13 protein-coding genes are annotated in these 15,289 nt (G+C 66.9%); 8 read left to right on the top strand and 5 right to left on the bottom strand.

Annotated elements, in window-relative coordinates; genetic code table 11:
• Positions 1 to 204: 204 nt before the first annotated feature.
• The gene (locus BGRAMDRAFT_RS35225) at positions 205 to 885 is read left to right on the top strand and encodes a hypothetical protein (protein ID WP_232292208.1); all 681 of its coding nucleotides are present in this window, start codon (positions 205 to 207) and stop codon (positions 883 to 885) included.
• Positions 886 to 1,260: 375 nt separating this feature from the next.
• The gene (locus tag BGRAMDRAFT_RS02645; protein WP_044020114.1) at positions 1,261 to 2,223 is read left to right on the top strand and encodes an alpha/beta hydrolase; all 963 of its coding nucleotides are present in this window, start codon (positions 1,261 to 1,263) and stop codon (positions 2,221 to 2,223) included.
• Here BGRAMDRAFT_RS02645 and BGRAMDRAFT_RS02640 read toward each other — a convergent pair.
• Positions 2,203 to 2,697, bottom strand: a complete 495-nt coding sequence (locus BGRAMDRAFT_RS02640; protein ID WP_006047103.1) for a lytic transglycosylase domain-containing protein — start codon at positions 2,695 to 2,697, stop codon at positions 2,203 to 2,205. The two genes, BGRAMDRAFT_RS02645 and BGRAMDRAFT_RS02640, sit on opposite strands and share 21 nt — an antisense overlap.
• Positions 2,698 to 2,988: 291 nt before the next feature.
• Between BGRAMDRAFT_RS02640 and BGRAMDRAFT_RS02635 the strand changes: the two genes are divergently transcribed.
• The 3 genes from BGRAMDRAFT_RS02635 to BGRAMDRAFT_RS02625 all read left to right on the top strand — a co-directional run bounded on the left by BGRAMDRAFT_RS02635 (position 2,989) and on the right by BGRAMDRAFT_RS02625 (position 6,278).
• Positions 2,989 to 3,990, top strand: coding sequence for a sulfonate ABC transporter substrate-binding protein (locus tag BGRAMDRAFT_RS02635; protein WP_006047102.1), 1,002 nt, complete (start codon positions 2,989 to 2,991; stop codon positions 3,988 to 3,990).
• Between the two features lie 207 nt (positions 3,991 to 4,197).
• The gene (locus BGRAMDRAFT_RS02630; protein ID WP_006047101.1) at positions 4,198 to 5,604 is read left to right on the top strand and encodes a selenium-binding protein SBP56-related protein; all 1,407 of its coding nucleotides are present in this window, start codon (positions 4,198 to 4,200) and stop codon (positions 5,602 to 5,604) included.
• The gene (locus tag BGRAMDRAFT_RS02625) at positions 5,601 to 6,278 is read left to right on the top strand and encodes a hypothetical protein (RefSeq protein ID WP_006047100.1); all 678 of its coding nucleotides are present in this window, start codon (positions 5,601 to 5,603) and stop codon (positions 6,276 to 6,278) included. The genes BGRAMDRAFT_RS02630 and BGRAMDRAFT_RS02625 overlap by 4 nt, the downstream gene beginning before the upstream one ends.
• 126 nt (positions 6,279 to 6,404) lie before the next feature.
• Here the strand turns inward: BGRAMDRAFT_RS02625 and BGRAMDRAFT_RS02620 are convergent, their stop codons facing one another.
• A complete protein-coding gene (locus tag BGRAMDRAFT_RS02620; protein WP_006047099.1) occupies positions 6,405 to 6,638 on the bottom strand; it encodes a DUF2795 domain-containing protein in 234 nt (77 codons plus the stop codon).
• Between the two features lie 63 nt (positions 6,639 to 6,701).
• Positions 6,702 to 7,967 (bottom strand): aldose epimerase family protein, encoded by a 1,266-nt coding sequence (locus BGRAMDRAFT_RS02615; protein WP_006047098.1) that lies wholly within the window; start codon positions 7,965 to 7,967, stop codon positions 6,702 to 6,704.
• Between the two features lie 318 nt (positions 7,968 to 8,285).
• On the opposite strand from BGRAMDRAFT_RS02615, the gene BGRAMDRAFT_RS02610 reads away from it, so the two are divergent.
• From BGRAMDRAFT_RS02610 to BGRAMDRAFT_RS02600, 3 genes are all read left to right on the top strand, one after another.
• Entirely contained in the window at positions 8,286 to 10,496 is a 2,211-nt protein-coding gene (locus tag BGRAMDRAFT_RS02610) for a VTT domain-containing protein (RefSeq protein ID WP_006047097.1), read from the top strand.
• On the top strand, positions 10,493 to 11,269 hold the full coding sequence (locus tag BGRAMDRAFT_RS02605) for an endonuclease/exonuclease/phosphatase family protein (RefSeq protein ID WP_006047096.1): 777 nt from the start codon (positions 10,493 to 10,495) through the stop codon (positions 11,267 to 11,269). Before BGRAMDRAFT_RS02610 ends, BGRAMDRAFT_RS02605 begins: the two co-directional genes overlap by 4 nt.
• A 153-nt stretch (positions 11,270 to 11,422) precedes the next feature.
• Positions 11,423 to 11,743, top strand: coding sequence for a hypothetical protein (locus tag BGRAMDRAFT_RS02600; protein WP_006047095.1), 321 nt, complete (start codon positions 11,423 to 11,425; stop codon positions 11,741 to 11,743).
• Between the two features lie 35 nt (positions 11,744 to 11,778).
• Here BGRAMDRAFT_RS02600 and BGRAMDRAFT_RS02595 read toward each other — a convergent pair whose 3' ends face one another.
• Both BGRAMDRAFT_RS02595 and BGRAMDRAFT_RS02590 read right to left on the bottom strand, forming a co-directional pair.
• Positions 11,779 to 13,761 carry a DNA-binding protein gene (locus BGRAMDRAFT_RS02595; protein ID WP_006047094.1) on the bottom strand — a complete coding sequence of 661 codons (1,983 nt, stop codon included), beginning with the start codon at positions 13,759 to 13,761 and terminating at the stop codon, positions 11,779 to 11,781.
• 148 nt (positions 13,762 to 13,909) lie between these two features.
• Positions 13,910 to 15,256, bottom strand: coding sequence for a PQQ-dependent sugar dehydrogenase (locus BGRAMDRAFT_RS02590; RefSeq protein ID WP_006047093.1), 1,347 nt, complete (start codon positions 15,254 to 15,256; stop codon positions 13,910 to 13,912).
• Positions 15,257 to 15,289: the final 33 nt, after the last annotated feature.

The raw sequence follows: 15,289 nt of genomic DNA, 5'->3' as shown, positions 1-15,289 counted from the left end.
GGTGGTGCTGCAAGCGTCAGTGGTGCCGGTGTTGGTAACGCCGGCGCCGCTGGCCCCTCTCCCGGCGCTTTCGGCGGGCCGAGTTCCGCCGCTGCCGGGCAGCCTCACCCTCCGTATCCGCCGCATCCACCGCACCCGCCGCACGCCCCGAATTACCAGCCGCCCGCGCAAGGTCTTACCCAGCCGTGGCAAGGCAGGTCCAGCATGAAGGGTTGGGCCGTGGTCGCGGGGCTGATGACGATACCCTCGGTGCTGTCGCTCGGAATGATGGGCGGCGGCATGTCGTTCGGCGCGATGAGCGCGCTGTTCGGACTGAGTTCGATCGCGGAGATGGGCGTGCTCGGCATGCTGCTGTTCCGCGGTAGCAGCGGCGCGGGACAATTCGGCGCGCGTTGGCGTCAATATGGGCAGCAGTCGGCGCCGTACGCGCAACCCTGGCAAGGAGGGCCGCAGGCGCCGTATTCAGGCGCGCCTGGTCAGCCGCCGTTTTCGCCACCGCCTTATGCGCGGCCGACGGGTTGGGGGACCTATGAGGCAGCGTACGGCTGGCCTTCGTCGGGTGCGCAGCCTTATTCATCGCAACCGATGAACCCCGCGCCGCAGTCTGGATGGGGGCAGCCGCCTCCTGGACATGCGCAGGGCTATCCGCCTGCGTCAGCGCAACCGCAAAGCTATCCGCCCACGGCGGCACAACCGCAAGGCTATGCACCCGCGTCGGCACAACCGCAAGGCTATCCACCCGCGCCCACCCAACCGCCGCCGAGCACTGGCTGGGCGCAGCAGCCGCATGGACATGGCGCCCCGCCACCTATGCGCCTGCCGTACCGGCCTCGGCCTGCGTTGCCGCCCGGTCCGAACGCAGGTGGAGATGACGTTACTGGTTGAGCGTTCTGGCCGCTAGGCAAGCGGGTGCCTGGCGACTCCCAAAGCGGGAGCGGCATCGAAATCGGCTTACGCATTGGCACTGTGGTCGGCTTGAGCATTCGCAGCGGCTTCAGCTTCTGCACTCATGCTTGCTTCTGCATCGGCATTCACATTGGCTCGGGCAGCGGCTTCAGCTTCCACTCCGGTATCGGCGTCCGGTTTCGGTTCGGCTTCGGCTTCGGCACCCGCTTAGCTTCCGGCTTCACTTCGCATCGCATCGGCATCGCCCCACTCCGCCCCCCCACTTCGCATCCCCACTTCCCCCTTCGCGCCTGCAAGCCATCTGCATGGACCGATTTCTACGCTCGATCAGGTCACCTCCGACCGGACGAAGCCATGTCGCTTGCCCCCAGCGTGCAGCAGTTCCTCGCGCGTCGCACGAGCGCCGGCGCGCAGACTCTCGACGCCCTCGAGCTGCGCACCGCGCGGCAGCGCTTCGATTACTACACGCCGCTCGGCGACGTGCCGCCGCGCGCGCTCGCGGCCGTCGAAGACCTGACGATCGAAACGCGCGACCACGCCCGGCTGGACGCGCGCGTCTACTATCCGGCGCCGCCGTGCTGGGCCGATCCGCAGCCCGCCTTGCTGTTCTTTCATTCGGGCGGCTATGTCGTCGGCAGCGTCGCGACCGCCGACGCGCTATGCCGCGCGCTCGCCGACGAAGCCGGCTGCGCGGTCGTCTCGGTCGGCTATCGGCTGGCGCCGGAATACCGCTTCCCGCATGCCGTCGACGATGCATTCGACGCCCTCCGCTGGCTGCATGCGAACGCGGCGTCGCTGGCCATCGACGGCACGCGGCTCGCCGTCGGCGGCGAAAGCTCCGGGGCCACGCTCGCGACCGTCTGCGCGGTCGGCGCGCGCGACAGCGGCATCCGTCTCGCGCTGCAACTGCTGGTTTATCCGGCGCTGTCGGCGGGAATGGAAACCGAAGCGCATCGTCAATTTGGCGACGGCTATTTTCTGTCGCTCGACATCATCCGCTGGATCCAGCGGCATTACCTCGCCACTGCGGATGACCGCCGCGACTGGCGCTTCGCGCCGCTCGACGGCGAGCGCGACGCCCCGCGCGACTGGAGCGGACTCGCGCCCGCATGGATCGTCTCGGCGGAATACGACCCGCTGCGCGATGAACACGCGCGCTACGTCGACAAACTGAAGCGCCACGGCAATGAAGCGAGCGTCGTCTATTACCCGGGCATGATCCACGGCTTTTTCTCGATGGGCGGCATGATTCCGGAGGCGTCGCTCGCGCATCGCGACGCGGCCCGCATGCTGCGCTCAGCGTTGGGCATCCCGTGAATCGGACACGCGCTCGATTCCCGCGCCACTATCTCGCCGCTCGGGCAGCACGTTCCAGCCACGCAGGATCGCCGCGATCTGCCGCGCGTAGCGGTCGCGCAATGCCGGCGTCGCCGAATGGTACGCGCCCACCGCCGCCCACGTATTGCCGTACCTGACGATCTGCCGCCGCAATTGCCACGCGGCGATGTAGATGTTCTTGCACGGCGTCATCAGTTCGTCGCGCGTGATGCCGTAGCGCGACAGCGTGCGCAAATGAATCGAGTTGATCTGCATGACGCCGTAATCGGTCGAGCCGTTCGCGTTCGCATGCGTCGCGCCAGGCTGGTTGCGCGACTCCTGCCACGCGATCGCGCGCAGAATCAGCGGATTGACATGCTGATAGGCGGCGGCATCGTCGAAACAGTTGGCCTGCGCGGGCGTTGCGGCGCTCGCCGCGCAGGCAATCGCGAGGCCGACGGCACACGCATGCACGCGCGATGCAGCATGCGCGCGCAGGGCTCGCGCATCGACGCGACGAGTCGGGCAGAAGGCGGAAAGCACTGACGTCACGATTAAAACGCGTCTGGTGAACCGGGGCTCTCATCATGCCCGGAGCACCGTGCGCCGCGTTCCGTTCGCGCGAACCCGCGCGCGGCGATGCGAAGCGCGCCGTCGCGTCTATTCCATTTGCGCTGATTTGCTTACGGCGAAAGATCGGTTCGTCAGGCTCGCGCCCGCGGGTACGATGGATCGGCCCATGCATCCCTAACTTTTTCGCCTGCCATGTCCACGACAACAAATCGAAACCACCGCCGCTCGTTCATCAAACTCTCCGTGGGCGCCGCCGCGGCAGCCGCATCGGTCGCCGTCTCGACACTGGTGTCGCCGCTCGCGTTTGCGCAGGCGCCGTCGCAAGCCGCGCCGCGCTCGCTGCGGATCGGCAATCAGAAGGGCTACCTCAATCTGCTCAAAGGCCGCGGCACGCTCGAAAAGCGGCTTGCGCCGCTGAATGTATCTGTGAGCTGGACGGAGTTTGCCGCTGGCCCCGTGCAACTCGAGGCGCTGAACGTCGGCTCGATTGATTTCGGCGATGTCGGCGAAGCGCCGCCCATCTTCGCGCAGGCCGCCGGCGCGCCGCTCGCCTATGTCGCGGCGACGGTGCCGCGGCCGCAATCCGAAGCCGTGCTGGTGCCGCCGGGCTCGTCGATCCGCTCGGTGGCGGATCTCAAGGGCAAGAAGATCGCGCTCAACCGGGGCAGCAACGTCCACTACTTTCTCGTCAAGCTGCTGCGTCAGCATGGCCTGCAATACTCCGACGTGAACGTGGCTTACCTCGCGCCCGCCGATGCGCGCGCCGCGTTCGAACGCGCCTCCATCGACGCATGGGTGATCTGGGACCCGTTCTTCGCCGCCGCGCAAAAGACGCTCGGCGCGCGCGTGGTGGCGGATGCGAGCGGCGTCGTCGGCAATCGCGGCTACTACTTCTCGTCGCAGAGCTATGTGGCGAAAAATCCCGACGTGATCCGGATCGTGATCGAGGAAATCGAGAAGGTCGACCAATGGGGCAGCCGCAACAAGGACCAGTTGTCGAGCGAACTGGCGCAGCTTTGGGGCTTGCCGAAACCGGTCGTGGATGCCGCCGTGGCGCGTCAGCAGTTCGGCACCGAGCGCATCACGCGCGCGATTCTCGGCGAACAGCAGCAGATCGCGGACGCGTTCCTCGACCTCGGCCTGATTCCGAAACACGTCGACGTGCTGAGGGCCGGACCGCCGAATCTGGCCTGAGCAGGAGCTTGCAGACACTGCGGCCAGCGCTTAAAAGCCGTGTCCCGGGATAGCTTCCTGTAAAGCCCGGCACAACTCCGGGTTGCTCTCGCGGCCGCGGTGGACTAAATCTAAAGCCGGGGCGCGCTCGGTGGATCCAGCGCGCACAGCGCAAGGCGGCGGTCCCACGTCGCGCCACGCCCCGAGCCAGACAGAGGAGATACCGTCATGGGCATGCGCCCCGATCCCACGTTCCACGCCTCGCCGCGTCTCGCGATGGATGCGCCCGCGGAAGAATACGCGTACACGCTGCTGCTCAGCCCCGATTTCTCGCAGCCGGACGCACTCGCGGTCATCGACGTGAAGCCCGGCTCGCCGACTTATAGCCAGGTGGTTCACACGGTGCCCGTGCCGAACAAGGGCGACGAATTCCATCATTTCGGCTGGAACGCGTGTTCGTCGGCGCTCTCGCCGCTCACCGGCCACGCGTTTCTCGAACGGCGCTATCTGATCATTCCGGGCATGCGCTCGTCGCGCATTTACATCGTCGATACGAAGCCGCATCCGACCGAGGCGAAGATTCACAAGATCATCGAGCCCGAGGAAATCTTCCGCAAGACCGGCTATTCGCGTCCGCACACGGTTCATTGCGGACCCGAAGGCATTTACGTGAGCACGCTCGGCGGCGCAGGGCCGGACGGCACCGACGGCCCTCCCGGCATCTTCATCATGGACTGCGAAACGTTCGAGGTGCTCGGCCGCTGGGAAATCGACCGTGGTCCGCAGCAAAAGCACTACGACTTCTGGTGGAATCTGCCGCGCGACTACATGGTGTCGAGCGAATGGGCGTTGCCGCCGCAGTTCGAAAACGGCATCGTGCCTGAGGACCTGCTCGCGAACAAATACGGCCACGCCGTGCACTTCTGGGACCTTCGCGCGCGGCGCAATGTGCAGACGATAGATCTCGGCGCGAATCACCAGATGGCGCTCGAAGTGCGGCCCGCGCACGACCCGAGCCGCGAATACGGCTTTATCGGCGTGGTGGTCGACACGACCAATCTCGAAGGCTCGATCTGGACCTGGTGGCGCGAAGGCGGACAGTTTCACATCGAGAAGACGGCGACCATTCCACCGGAGCCCGCCGACCCGGCATCGCTGCCGCCGCTGCTGCAAGGATTCGGCGCCGTGCCGCCGCTCGTCACGGACATCGATCTTTCCATCGACGATAAATTCCTTTACGTCGCCTGCTGGGGCACCGGCGAAATGCGCCAATACGACGTGACCGAGCCGCGCAAGCCGAAGCTCGCCGGCTCTGTGCATCTTGGCGGCATCGTGCGGCGCACGCCGCATCCGAACGGCGAGGCGTTCACGGGCGGCCCGCAGATGGTCGAGATCAGCCGGGACGGCAAGCGCGTCTACTGGACCAACTCGCTTTACTCGACGTGGGATAACCAGTTCTATCCGAACGGCGTGCCCGCCGCGCAGGTGATGGCGCATGCGGACCCGGCGGGCGGCCTCGCGCTCGCGGACGATTTCTGGGTCAGGTTCCCCGACGGCTACCGCGCGCATCAGATCCGTCTGGAAGGCGGCGACTGCTCGACGGATTCGTTCTGCTATCCGTCGGTGGGCGTTTGAGCGCAGGCTGGTCGCACGCGGGCCTGTGGCTCGCGGTCGTCGCAAGCGGTTGTTATCACGGCGCAAATCCGGCGATGGGATGGCCGCTCGCCGTATCGAGCGCATTGATGCAACGGAAAGCGTGCGCGCTTGTTAGCGCGCTGCTGTGGCTCGCGACCGGCCATGTGCTGGCGATCTTCCTGATGGTGATGCCGTTCGCGATGCTCGGCGCGCTGCTCGCGTGGCAGCGCGAAATCCAGGCGGGCGCGAGCGCGCTCGTGATCGGCTTCGGCGTCTTCCTGTTGCTGTGGCGGCGTCATCCGCGAGTGCTCGCGCGCATTGCGCCGTCGCGGCTCGCGCTGTGGTCGTTCGCAATCGCGCTCGCGCACGGCGCGGGACTGATGCTCGTGCCGATCTACCTGGGCCTGTGCAGCGCGAACGATCTCGACCGCGCGCACGAAGCCGCGCAGACGCTGATGCAGTCGCGGCTCGGCATGGCGCTCGTCGTGTCCGGCGTGCATGCTGCGGCGATGGTGCTCACGGGCGGCGCGATCGCGTGGCTCGTCTACCGTTATCTCGGGCTCAGGTTCGTGTCGCGAAGCTGGTTCAATCTCGACGCAATTTGGGCGTTCAGTTTTATTCTCGTCGGCACGCTTGCGCTCATGCTGAATGCGCGCGATTTTGCGTGGTCGTGAATGGATGGACCGCGCGCCGAAACGCGCGGCGCGGTCCATTCACGTTATCGCGCTACTACGCTGCTGCGAGCGCCGCATCACGACCGCAGGGACGCAGCGACGCATCATGGACGCAGCACAGCCGCCCTATTCCACGTTCGAAGCCTCCCGAACCACAGACGACACACTGTCGAAAGAGCGATCACCCATTCGTTTGAGCACGGCCAGAACTTCGCCGTCCGCGCCATTGCGCTGCGCAAGCTCGACCAGCTTGTCGCGGGTGGTCGGAAACTCCGCCCCTTCGAGCGCGCGTTCGATTTCCTCCATGCGCGGTTCGTCGGGATGGCGGTGGTTCTGCGAGCGAGCGGGATGCTGAGCCATATTCATCTCCTTGCCGGTGGAAAAGCCTGGTCTCAACGGTTTCGCATAATGTGTGCCGCGCGCTTATTTGCCCGCCGCGCCCTGCGTTCTGAAACGCCACTCGGTGACTTCGTGGAACGTCTCGCCGGGCCGCAGCACCGTCGACGGAAACGCCGGCTGGTTCGGCGCATCCGGAAAATGCTCGGCCTCGAGCGCGAACGCGTCGCCCTGCCGGTAGGTCTTGCCCGATGTGCCGACCACGCTGCCGTTCAGGCCGTTGGCGGTGTAGAACTGCAAGCCGGGCTGCGTCGTATAAAGCTCGAGCACGCGGCCGCTTGCCGGATCGACGGCGCGCGCCGCAAAGCGCGGGGGCGCGTTTTCGCTGGACTTGTCCGCCGCGTTGCTTTCCTGCCGCGCCGCATCAAGCACCCAGTTCTGATCGAAGCCGTGCGCGTAGACCAGTTGCCTGAACGACGAACGCAGCCGCTCGCCGATCGCGGTCGGCTTGCGCAAGTCCATCGGCGTGCCGGCCACGCTCGCGAGTTCGCCGGTTGAGATCGACGTCGAATCGGTCGGCGTGTAGCGCGACGCCCCGATCTGGATCGTCTGCCGCTCGATGCTGCCGCTGCCCTCGCCCGCCAGATTGAAATACGAGTGATTGGTGAGATTGACGACGGTCGGCTTGTCGGTGCTCGCCTGATAGTCGATGCGGAACACGTCGTCGTCCGTCAGCGTGTAGGTGACCCGCGTGGTGAGCGTGCCCGGAAACCCATTCTCGCCGTCGGGGCTCACGTAGCTCAGTTCGGCACTCGCGCCGTGCGGCGATTCGACCGGCTTCACGGTCCATATCTTCGCATCGAAACTCGACGGACCGCCGTGCAGCGTGTTCGGCGGATCGTTGACGGGCAGCGTCCACGTCTGGCCGTCGAGGGTAAAGCGTCCGTTCGCGATGCGGTTCGCATAGCGGCCGATCAGCGCGCCGAAATGGATGTTGCCGTTGAACTTCTCATAGTCGGCAAGACTCGCGAAGCCGAGCACGATGTTGGCCATGCGGCCATGACGGTCCGGCGTGCGAAGCTCGCTGATGACGCCGCCATAGCTCAGAAAGCTCACCGTCAAGCCGTGCGCGTTCGTGAGCGTGTAACGCGTGACGGGATGACCATCGGCGGTGACGCCATACGGCGCCTGCGTCAGCGAGCCCGCCACCGACACGCACGGCAGCCACGCGCACGACAGCGCCACGAGCGCCGCACCGACAAATCTTGCCGTGCCCGCTTGCACGCGATTTTTCGCGCTGCGGGGCGCGCCTTCGCCGGATCGCACGACGACATGCGGTGCCTGCCAATTCATGCACGACTCCTGGAAGCAAATAGACAGCGCCTTGCAAAGCGCATGCCTCGCGCGTGCGCCAGGCCTCGCGCGGAGCTTTAAACGATCGCTGCGTTATGTCTGCCAAATTTTCAACGGACGTAGAGCAAATACACGCCGCCCGCCGCTTGCAATAGCGGCGAGCGCTGTCACACGCGGTCGAATGCACCCGGCTGACATGCCGTGGAATGCGACTTGCATGCCGGTTGCCACTGACCGTCGCACGAACCCGCTGCCCGAACCTGTAACACGAACCCATTGCACAAACCCGCAGCACACAAACCCGCCGCACGCGCCGCCATGAGTGAACCCGACCCGATGCAATCCGAACTGCTCGACCCGCCGTCGCGCGATACCGCCGACGCGCCGCCCGCCGTCCCGAACGGCGCGGTGATGGACACCGGCTCCACCTGCGAATGGATTCTCCAGGCGCACCGCGCAAGCGTGCTGATCGACGCGGCTTCGTACTACGCGGTCCTGCGCAAGGTGATTCCGCGCGCGCGTCATTCGGTGTTCATCCTCGGCTGGGATATCGACAGCCGCATCGAGCTGGTTCCCGGCGGCGTCGACGACGGCTTTCCGCCGAAGCTTTCCGAGTTCCTATGCGCGGTGCTCGACGCGAATCCGCAGTTGCGCATCTATCTGCTCGGCTGGGATTTCGCGATGCTGTATGCGTTCGAGCGCGAATGGCTGCCCTCGTACAAACCGGCGTGGCATGCGCACCGCCGCTTGTGGTTCCGGCTCGACGGCCGGCATCCGCTCGGTGCATCGCATCACCAGAAAATCGTCGTGATCGACGACAGCCTCGCGTTCACCGGCGGCATCGACCTCACCGGCTCGCGCTGGGACACGCCCGAGCATCGGCCCGACGATCCGCTGCGCAAGAATCTCGGCAAGACGAGCTACGAGCCGATGCACGACGCGCAACTGATGTTCGACGGCCCCGCGGCCGCCGCCATCGCGCATCTGGCCCGCGAGCGCTGGCGCCGCTCGCGCCGCAGCGGCAAGGCCGGCCGGCCGTTCAACGGCAAGTCGCCGCCGCGCACGGATTTGTGGCCGTCCGACATCGAGCCGGATTTCGCCGACGTCGATCTGGGCATCTCGCTCACGGAGCCGGCCTACGACGGCCGGCCCGCGATCCAGCAGGTGAAGGCGCTGCATCTGGCCGCCGTGGCCGCCGCGCGCCGCAACATCTATATCGAGAACCAGTACTTCACGGCGAATTCGGTCGGCTCGGCGCTGCAAAAGCGTATCGCGGAACCGGACGGCCCCGATCTCGCCGTCGTGTGTCCGTACCGGCAGAGCGGCTGGCTTCAGGAAGCGACGATGGGCGTGCTGCGCGCCCGTCTGCACAAGCTGCTGAAAACGGCGGACAGCAACGGCCGCTATGCGATGTACGCGCCCGCCGTCGATGCGCCGAACGGCCGCTTCATCAACGTGCACAGCAAGATCATGATCGTCGACGAGCGGCTGCTCGTGATCGGCAGCGCGAACCTCAACAATCGTTCGATGGTGCTCGACTCCGAGTGCTGCATCGTGATCGACGCCCGCGACAATCCCGAGCGGCAAGCGGCGATCGCGCGGATTCGCAACCGCCTGCTCGCCGAACATCTCGATTCGAGCGAAGCCGACGTGGACGAGGCGCTCGCGCGGCATGGCCGGCTCAACGCGGCGATCGCGAGCATCAAGAGCAACAGCGATTCGGTGCGCACGCTCGAACCGTTGACGCCGGAAGTGCCGCCCGAACTGCGCGACATCGCGGATGGCGTTCACGTGCTCGACCCCGAAGCGCCGATCGCCGCCAATGAACTGCTCGCGCAGTTCCTGCCGGAGCCGACACATCGTCCGGTGATTGCGAAGTTGCTGGTGCTCGGCGCGCTGGCGCTCGGCGTCGTCGCGCTCACTGTCGTCTGGCGCTTCACGCCGTTCGGTCACGAACTCAGCTTCGCGAAGCTCACCTCGGAGACGCAACGGCTCGCGGCCACGCACTTCGGCCCGATTGCGGTGGTGGCGATGTACGTGGTGGCCGCGCTGCTTTCGGTGCCGGTGACGTTGCTGATCGCCGTGACGGGCCTCGTGTTCGGCGCGATAGCGGGCGCCGCCTATGCGCTCACGGGGACGCTGATCGCCGCGGCGGCGGGCTGGGCGGTGGGCGCCTGGCTCGGCCGCGACGCCGTGCGCGAACTGGCCGGCGCGCGCCTGAATCAGCTCAGCGAACGCTTGCGCAGCAAGGGACTCGTCGCGGTGATCCTGTTGCGGCTCGTGCCGGTCGCGCCGTTTTCGATCGTCAATCTCGCGGCGGGCGCATCGCATATCCGCTTCTGGGATTTCATGGCGGGCACCGCGATCGGCATGGCGCCGGGCGTCTTGCTGGCGACGTCGTTTGCTCGCCAACTCGTCACGGCGGTCAGGCATCCGACGCCGCTTTCGTTGCTGCTGGTGGCCGCGATCGGCGTGGCGCTGGTGTCCATGTCGCTCGTCTTGCGGCGCATGCTGATGAGGCGGCAATGAGTGGCCGCGCCAACGAAACCGTGACCCTCGAAGAAGCGCAGCCCGTGCCGCGCGTGCGTACAGCGTCGGCTCATACACGCGACGCGGGGGAGCCGCTGCGCATCGTCACATACAACATTCACGGCGCGGTGGGCACGGACGGCAAACGCTCGGCGGCGCGCATCGCCGAAGTGATCGCGGCCTTGAACGCCGACGTGGTCGCGTTGCAGGAAGTGCCGCTCGGCGGCGCGGCGAGCATCGACGTGCTGCGCGAATTGCAGGACCTGACCGGCATGCACGCGGTGCCCGGCCCGACGCTCGACGGACCCGACCGGCGCTTCGGCAACGCGGTGCTGACCAATCTGCCGGTGCTCGCGGTGCGCACGCTGGACCTGTCGTTCGGCAGCCGCGAAGCGCGCGGCGCGCTCGATGTCGACATCGACACCGGTAATGGCTTGATGCGGATCGTCGCGACGCATCTCGGCCTGTCGGCGCGCGAACGACGTGCCCAGGTGCGGCTGTTGCTCGAAGCGTTCGATACGCCCGATCTTCCCGTGATCCTGCTCGGCGATCTGAACGAATGGTTCGTGTGGGGATGGCCGCTGCGGGCGCTGCTCACGCGCTTTGGCCGGGTCGCCGCGCCGCGCACGTTTCCGTCGCGCTTTCCGGCGTTTGCGCTCGACCGCGTGTGGGTGCATCCGGCCGCGCGTCTCGTCGATATCGAGGTGGATAGAAGCAGGCCGGCGCGTATTGCGTCGGATCATCTGCCGCTGGTCGCGCGGGTGTTGCGCTGAATTGAATGCTTGTGGCGAACGGCGGGTTGTTGTCGTTGTTGCGAGGGCTTGATGGAACGGCGCGTGCTGCGTTTGCCGTAGACATTGCGATTGGTGTCGTTCGCTATGGACTGGCACCGCCCTCAGCTTGCAATCTCAGCCAGGAGATCCCTCATGACCGAGCAGCCCGACCGTTCTTCCACTTCGCGTTCTTCCAGTCCGAACAACGAGCCTGTCGCGCCGCCCTCGCCGTCCACGCCTTCACGCGAGGGCATGTCGGGGCCGGGGCCGGCTCAGCCGCAGCCGATTCCGTCGCCCGCGCCCGGCACGCCGCGCACGCCGGGCGGCAATCAGCTCGACGCCATCGACGAAGCCGACGCCGACAAGGTCGTGCCGAAGGACCCCAAAGAGACGCAACTGCGCGACACGATCTCGCCGCCGGGCGCGGGCAGCCATAGCGTCGACGACGACGGCTCGCCGCCCAAGCCGTTATAAGTCGGCGCGAGCGGCGCGGTCAGTCCGTCAGTCGATCAGGCCTCGATCTTCGACATGACCGCCGTTGCCGGATCGTAGCGATAGCCCTTCTGCTCGAGACGTTCGGCGAGCGTCGCGCTGATGAATTTCTGCTGCGCGTCGCGTGAAATCAGATCGTGGTCCGGCTTCAGCCGCTCGAGTTCCGATGACAACCTGCGCAAGAGCGCGACTTCGGCGGCGCTGCGGGCGTCGAGGAACGTCACTTTCTGATTGGTCGCGCTCAGGCGCTGCTTGAGTTCCTTGGCATGCGCGATCCACTGCTCGGCGAGCGTGCGCAGTTCGGCGTAGGCCTTTTCGTGAGCCTTCGCCTGACTCGTCATCTGACGGCGCAGCGACGCGATCTCGTCGGCCATTACGGCTTCTTTCGACTCATCGTCGGCGGACAGTCCTTCCGGCGACGTGCCCTGCTGCTGCGCGTGCGCCGTTTCGAGTTCGGCAAGCTGACGCTCCAGTTCCGCGACGCGCTGTTCGGCCGCCTGCGCGCGGCTCGTTGCCGCCGACGCATCCTGGGCGAGCCGGGTCGTTTCAGCCGTCGCCGCCGCGTTGGCCTCGCTCATCGCCGCAAGCTGATCGCGCGCGGCGGCGAGTTCGTGCTGCACGCGCTCGACCTCGGCGCGCTGAGCCGCGGCTTCGTCGCCGTGAGCCGCGTGCGCGTCGCGCTCTGCCGCGAGTTCGGCGCGCGCCTGGTCAAGCTCGGTCTGCAGCGCGGCGAGTTGCGCGAGGCTTTCGCTGGCTTGCAACGCGGCGTCCTGTGCACGCGATGACGCCGCGTTCGATTCGTCCGCCCATCGTTGGACTTCTCTCGCGTGGGCCTCGCCGGCTTCGCCCAACGCGGCCGCTTTCTCGTGCGCGGCGTCGCGCTCGGCGATCAGCCGCGCGATTTCTTCGTCCCTGGCGACGGTCGCGGCGTTCAACGCTTCGCGTGCGCCGCGCTCTTCGGTCAGCGACGTTTCAGCGGCTTCGAGGCGGGCTTGCATAGCCGACGCGTGTTGCTCGGCTTCGGCAAGGCGAGCTTCCGCCGTCGATGCGCGTTCCTCGGCGTGAGCCACGCGGCCTTCGGCGTCTCGTACGCGCTCGTCGGTCTCGGTCGCGCGAGCTTCGGCGGCCGATGCGCGTTCTTCGGTTTGCGCGACGCGAGCTTCAGCAGTGGATGCGCGCTCGTCAGCTTCGGCGATCCGCGCTTCAGCGGCCAACGCCCGCTCCTCGGTTTGCGTGACGCGCGCTTCTGCGGCGAATGCGCGCTCGTCAGCCTCCGCGATCCGCGCTTCAGCGGCCAACGCCCGCTCTTCCGTTTGCACGACGCGCGCTTCGGCCGCCGATGCCCGCTCGTCAGCCTCCGCAATACGCGCCTCCGCAGCCAACGCCCGCTCCTCCGCCTCCCCGACACGCGCCTCGCTGGCGGCCTCGCGTTCCTCCGTCTGCGCAACGCGCGCCTCCGCCGCCGCGGCGCGGTCCTCGAGTTCAGCGACGCGATCCTCCGCGGTCTTTGCACGGTCCCGCAGCGCCGACAGTTCGGTCGCGAGGCGATTCACGGCCTCTTCGGAAATGCTCAGCGCGTTCGTGAGCGTCGCGACGCGTTCGCGCGCGAGTTCGGCCTCGGCGAGCGTGTTCTGATACTCGGCGAGCGCCTCGTCACGCTCGGCGGCGAGCGCCTCCGCGTGGCCGCCCGCCAGCGCGAGCCGCTGATTGACGACCCGCTCGGCTTCCTCGCGCGCGCTCGCCCACAGATTGCCGGCGGCGCTCAGCATGGTTTGCGCGACGTCGTCCGGCAAGCCGGTCATGACCGACGCCGGCGCCTCCGCCGACGCAGGCTGGCGCGCTTGCCGCCAACGCTCGACGGCCGCCGACACGGCGACGATCGAACCGCAGCGCAGTTCGCCCCAGATTGCCAGCGCGGACACCTTCTTGCCTTCGCCGGCCATGCGGTCCGCGATTTGAGCCACCCGTTCGTCGGTGACGATGTCTGTTTCCATGGACATGAACGCCTCGAAAATCAAAGTAAGCAGGCGGGGATGGAGCGTTCCGCGCCGTCGTGAGTGGCAGGTATTTTACCGGGCAATGCGGCAATGCCGCGAGGCCGCGGCGGCCTGATCCGCGCGCGCGCCGCGGCTCGAACAGGCCGCATCGTCACTTGCCGCTATACACCACCTTCCAGACCACGTTGCCGACATCGTCGGCGACATACAACGCGCCGGCCTTATCGACGGCGACGCCGACGGGCCGCCCGAGCGCGTGGCCATCGGCGCTGAGAAAGCCGCTCAGGAAAGTCTCCGGCATGCCCGCCGGCCGCCCGTGCTCGAACGGCACGAAAACGACCTTGTAGCCGCTGTATTCCTTGCGATTCCACGAGCCGTGCTGGCCGACGAAAGCGCCGCCCCAGTAATGCTGCGGAAAGCTCCTGCCGGTATAGAACGCAAGTCCGAGCGATGCCGTGTGATTGCCGAGCGCATAGTCCGGCGTGAGCGCGCTCGCCACCTTGTCGGGCCGCTGCTCCTTCACGCGCGTATCGACGTGCTGGCCGTAATAGCTGTAGGGGAAGCCGTAAAAGCCGCCGTCCTTCACCGCGGTCATGTAGTCGGGCACGAGGTTATCGCCCAATTCGTCGCGTTCGTTGACGGCGGCCCACAACGCGCCGCTCTCCGGCTGCCAGTCCATCCCGTTCGGATTGCGCAGCCCCGCTGCGAACACGCGGGAGCGCCCCGTCGCGGGCGTGAATTCGAGGATCATCGCGTGCCCCTCTTCGGCCTCGATGCCGTTTTCCCCGACGTTGCTGTTCGAGCCGACCGTCACATAGAGACGCTGCCCGTCGCGGCTCGCCACCACATTCTTGGTCCAGTGATGATTGATCGGCCCGGCCGGCAGATCGGCCACCTTCTCGCCGGGTGTTGTGATCTGCGTATCGCCCGCGCGATACGGAAAGCGCAGCAGCGCGTCGGTGTCCGCGACATACAGCGAGTCGCCGACGAGCGCCATGCCGAACGGCGAATGAAGCCCCGAGATCAGCACGCTGCGGCTTTGCGCGGTGCCGCCCTGGCCGCGCAGCAGCACGATCCGGTCGGGACTCGGCACGCCCGCGCCCGCGCGCTTCATCACGAACTTCATTACCTGCTTGCGAACCCAGCCGACAATGCCGCCGTGCTCGTCGTGCTGCGCGGGCGCATTGCTCTCGGCGACCAGCAGATCGCCGTCAGGCAGCGGATACACCCAGCGCGGATGCTCGAGCCCGCTCGCGAAGGCCGTCACCGTGAAGCCCGGCGGCGCGATGGGGATGCTCTGGCTCGAGCGCGTTTGCACGGGCGCGATGTTGATGGTCGGCAGCAGCGAGGTTTGCGGCGACGGCAGTTCGGGACGCGGTCCCAAACCCGTGTCGCCGATGTCCTCCGTCGTCGACGCGCAGGCGGCCAGACTCAGCGCGAGCATCGCGGCGACTGCGCCGAGGCGCGCTTCGGCCCATCGCGTGTGAAGCTTGTTCATTACATTCGCCTCGCAGGTTGCGGATTTTATGCG

The sequence above is a fragment of the Paraburkholderia graminis C4D1M genome (assembly GCF_000172415.1).
GTDB classification, from domain to species: Bacteria; Pseudomonadota; Gammaproteobacteria; order Burkholderiales; family Burkholderiaceae; genus Paraburkholderia; species Paraburkholderia graminis.
The sequence above is the reverse complement of the archived record's forward strand: the minus strand, read 5'-3'. Positions and strand labels throughout refer to the sequence as shown.

Bases quoted from the DNA above. Each gene is read 5' to 3' on its own strand.
- BGRAMDRAFT_RS02595 (WP_006047094.1), bottom strand. From the start codon at position 13,761: ATGTCCATGGAAACAGACATCGTCACCGACGAACGGGTGGCTCAAATC.
- BGRAMDRAFT_RS02600 (WP_006047095.1), top strand. From the start codon at position 11,423: ATGACCGAGCAGCCCGACCGTTCTTCCACTTCGCGTTCTTCCAGTCCG.
- BGRAMDRAFT_RS02605 (WP_006047096.1), top strand. From the start codon at position 10,493: ATGAGTGGCCGCGCCAACGAAACCGTGACCCTCGAAGAAGCGCAGCCC.
- BGRAMDRAFT_RS02635 (WP_006047102.1), top strand. From the start codon at position 2,989: ATGTCCACGACAACAAATCGAAACCACCGCCGCTCGTTCATCAAACTC.
- BGRAMDRAFT_RS02590 (WP_006047093.1), bottom strand. From the start codon at position 15,256: ATGAACAAGCTTCACACGCGATGGGCCGAAGCGCGCCTCGGCGCAGTC.
- BGRAMDRAFT_RS35225 (WP_232292208.1), top strand. From the start codon at position 205: ATGAAGGGTTGGGCCGTGGTCGCGGGGCTGATGACGATACCCTCGGTG.
- BGRAMDRAFT_RS02630 (WP_006047101.1), top strand. From the start codon at position 4,198: ATGGGCATGCGCCCCGATCCCACGTTCCACGCCTCGCCGCGTCTCGCG.
- BGRAMDRAFT_RS02610 (WP_006047097.1), top strand. From the start codon at position 8,286: ATGAGTGAACCCGACCCGATGCAATCCGAACTGCTCGACCCGCCGTCG.
- BGRAMDRAFT_RS02645 (WP_044020114.1), top strand. From the start codon at position 1,261: ATGTCGCTTGCCCCCAGCGTGCAGCAGTTCCTCGCGCGTCGCACGAGC.
- BGRAMDRAFT_RS02620 (WP_006047099.1), bottom strand. From the start codon at position 6,638: ATGGCTCAGCATCCCGCTCGCTCGCAGAACCACCGCCATCCCGACGAA.
- BGRAMDRAFT_RS02615 (WP_006047098.1), bottom strand. From the start codon at position 7,967: ATGAATTGGCAGGCACCGCATGTCGTCGTGCGATCCGGCGAAGGCGCG.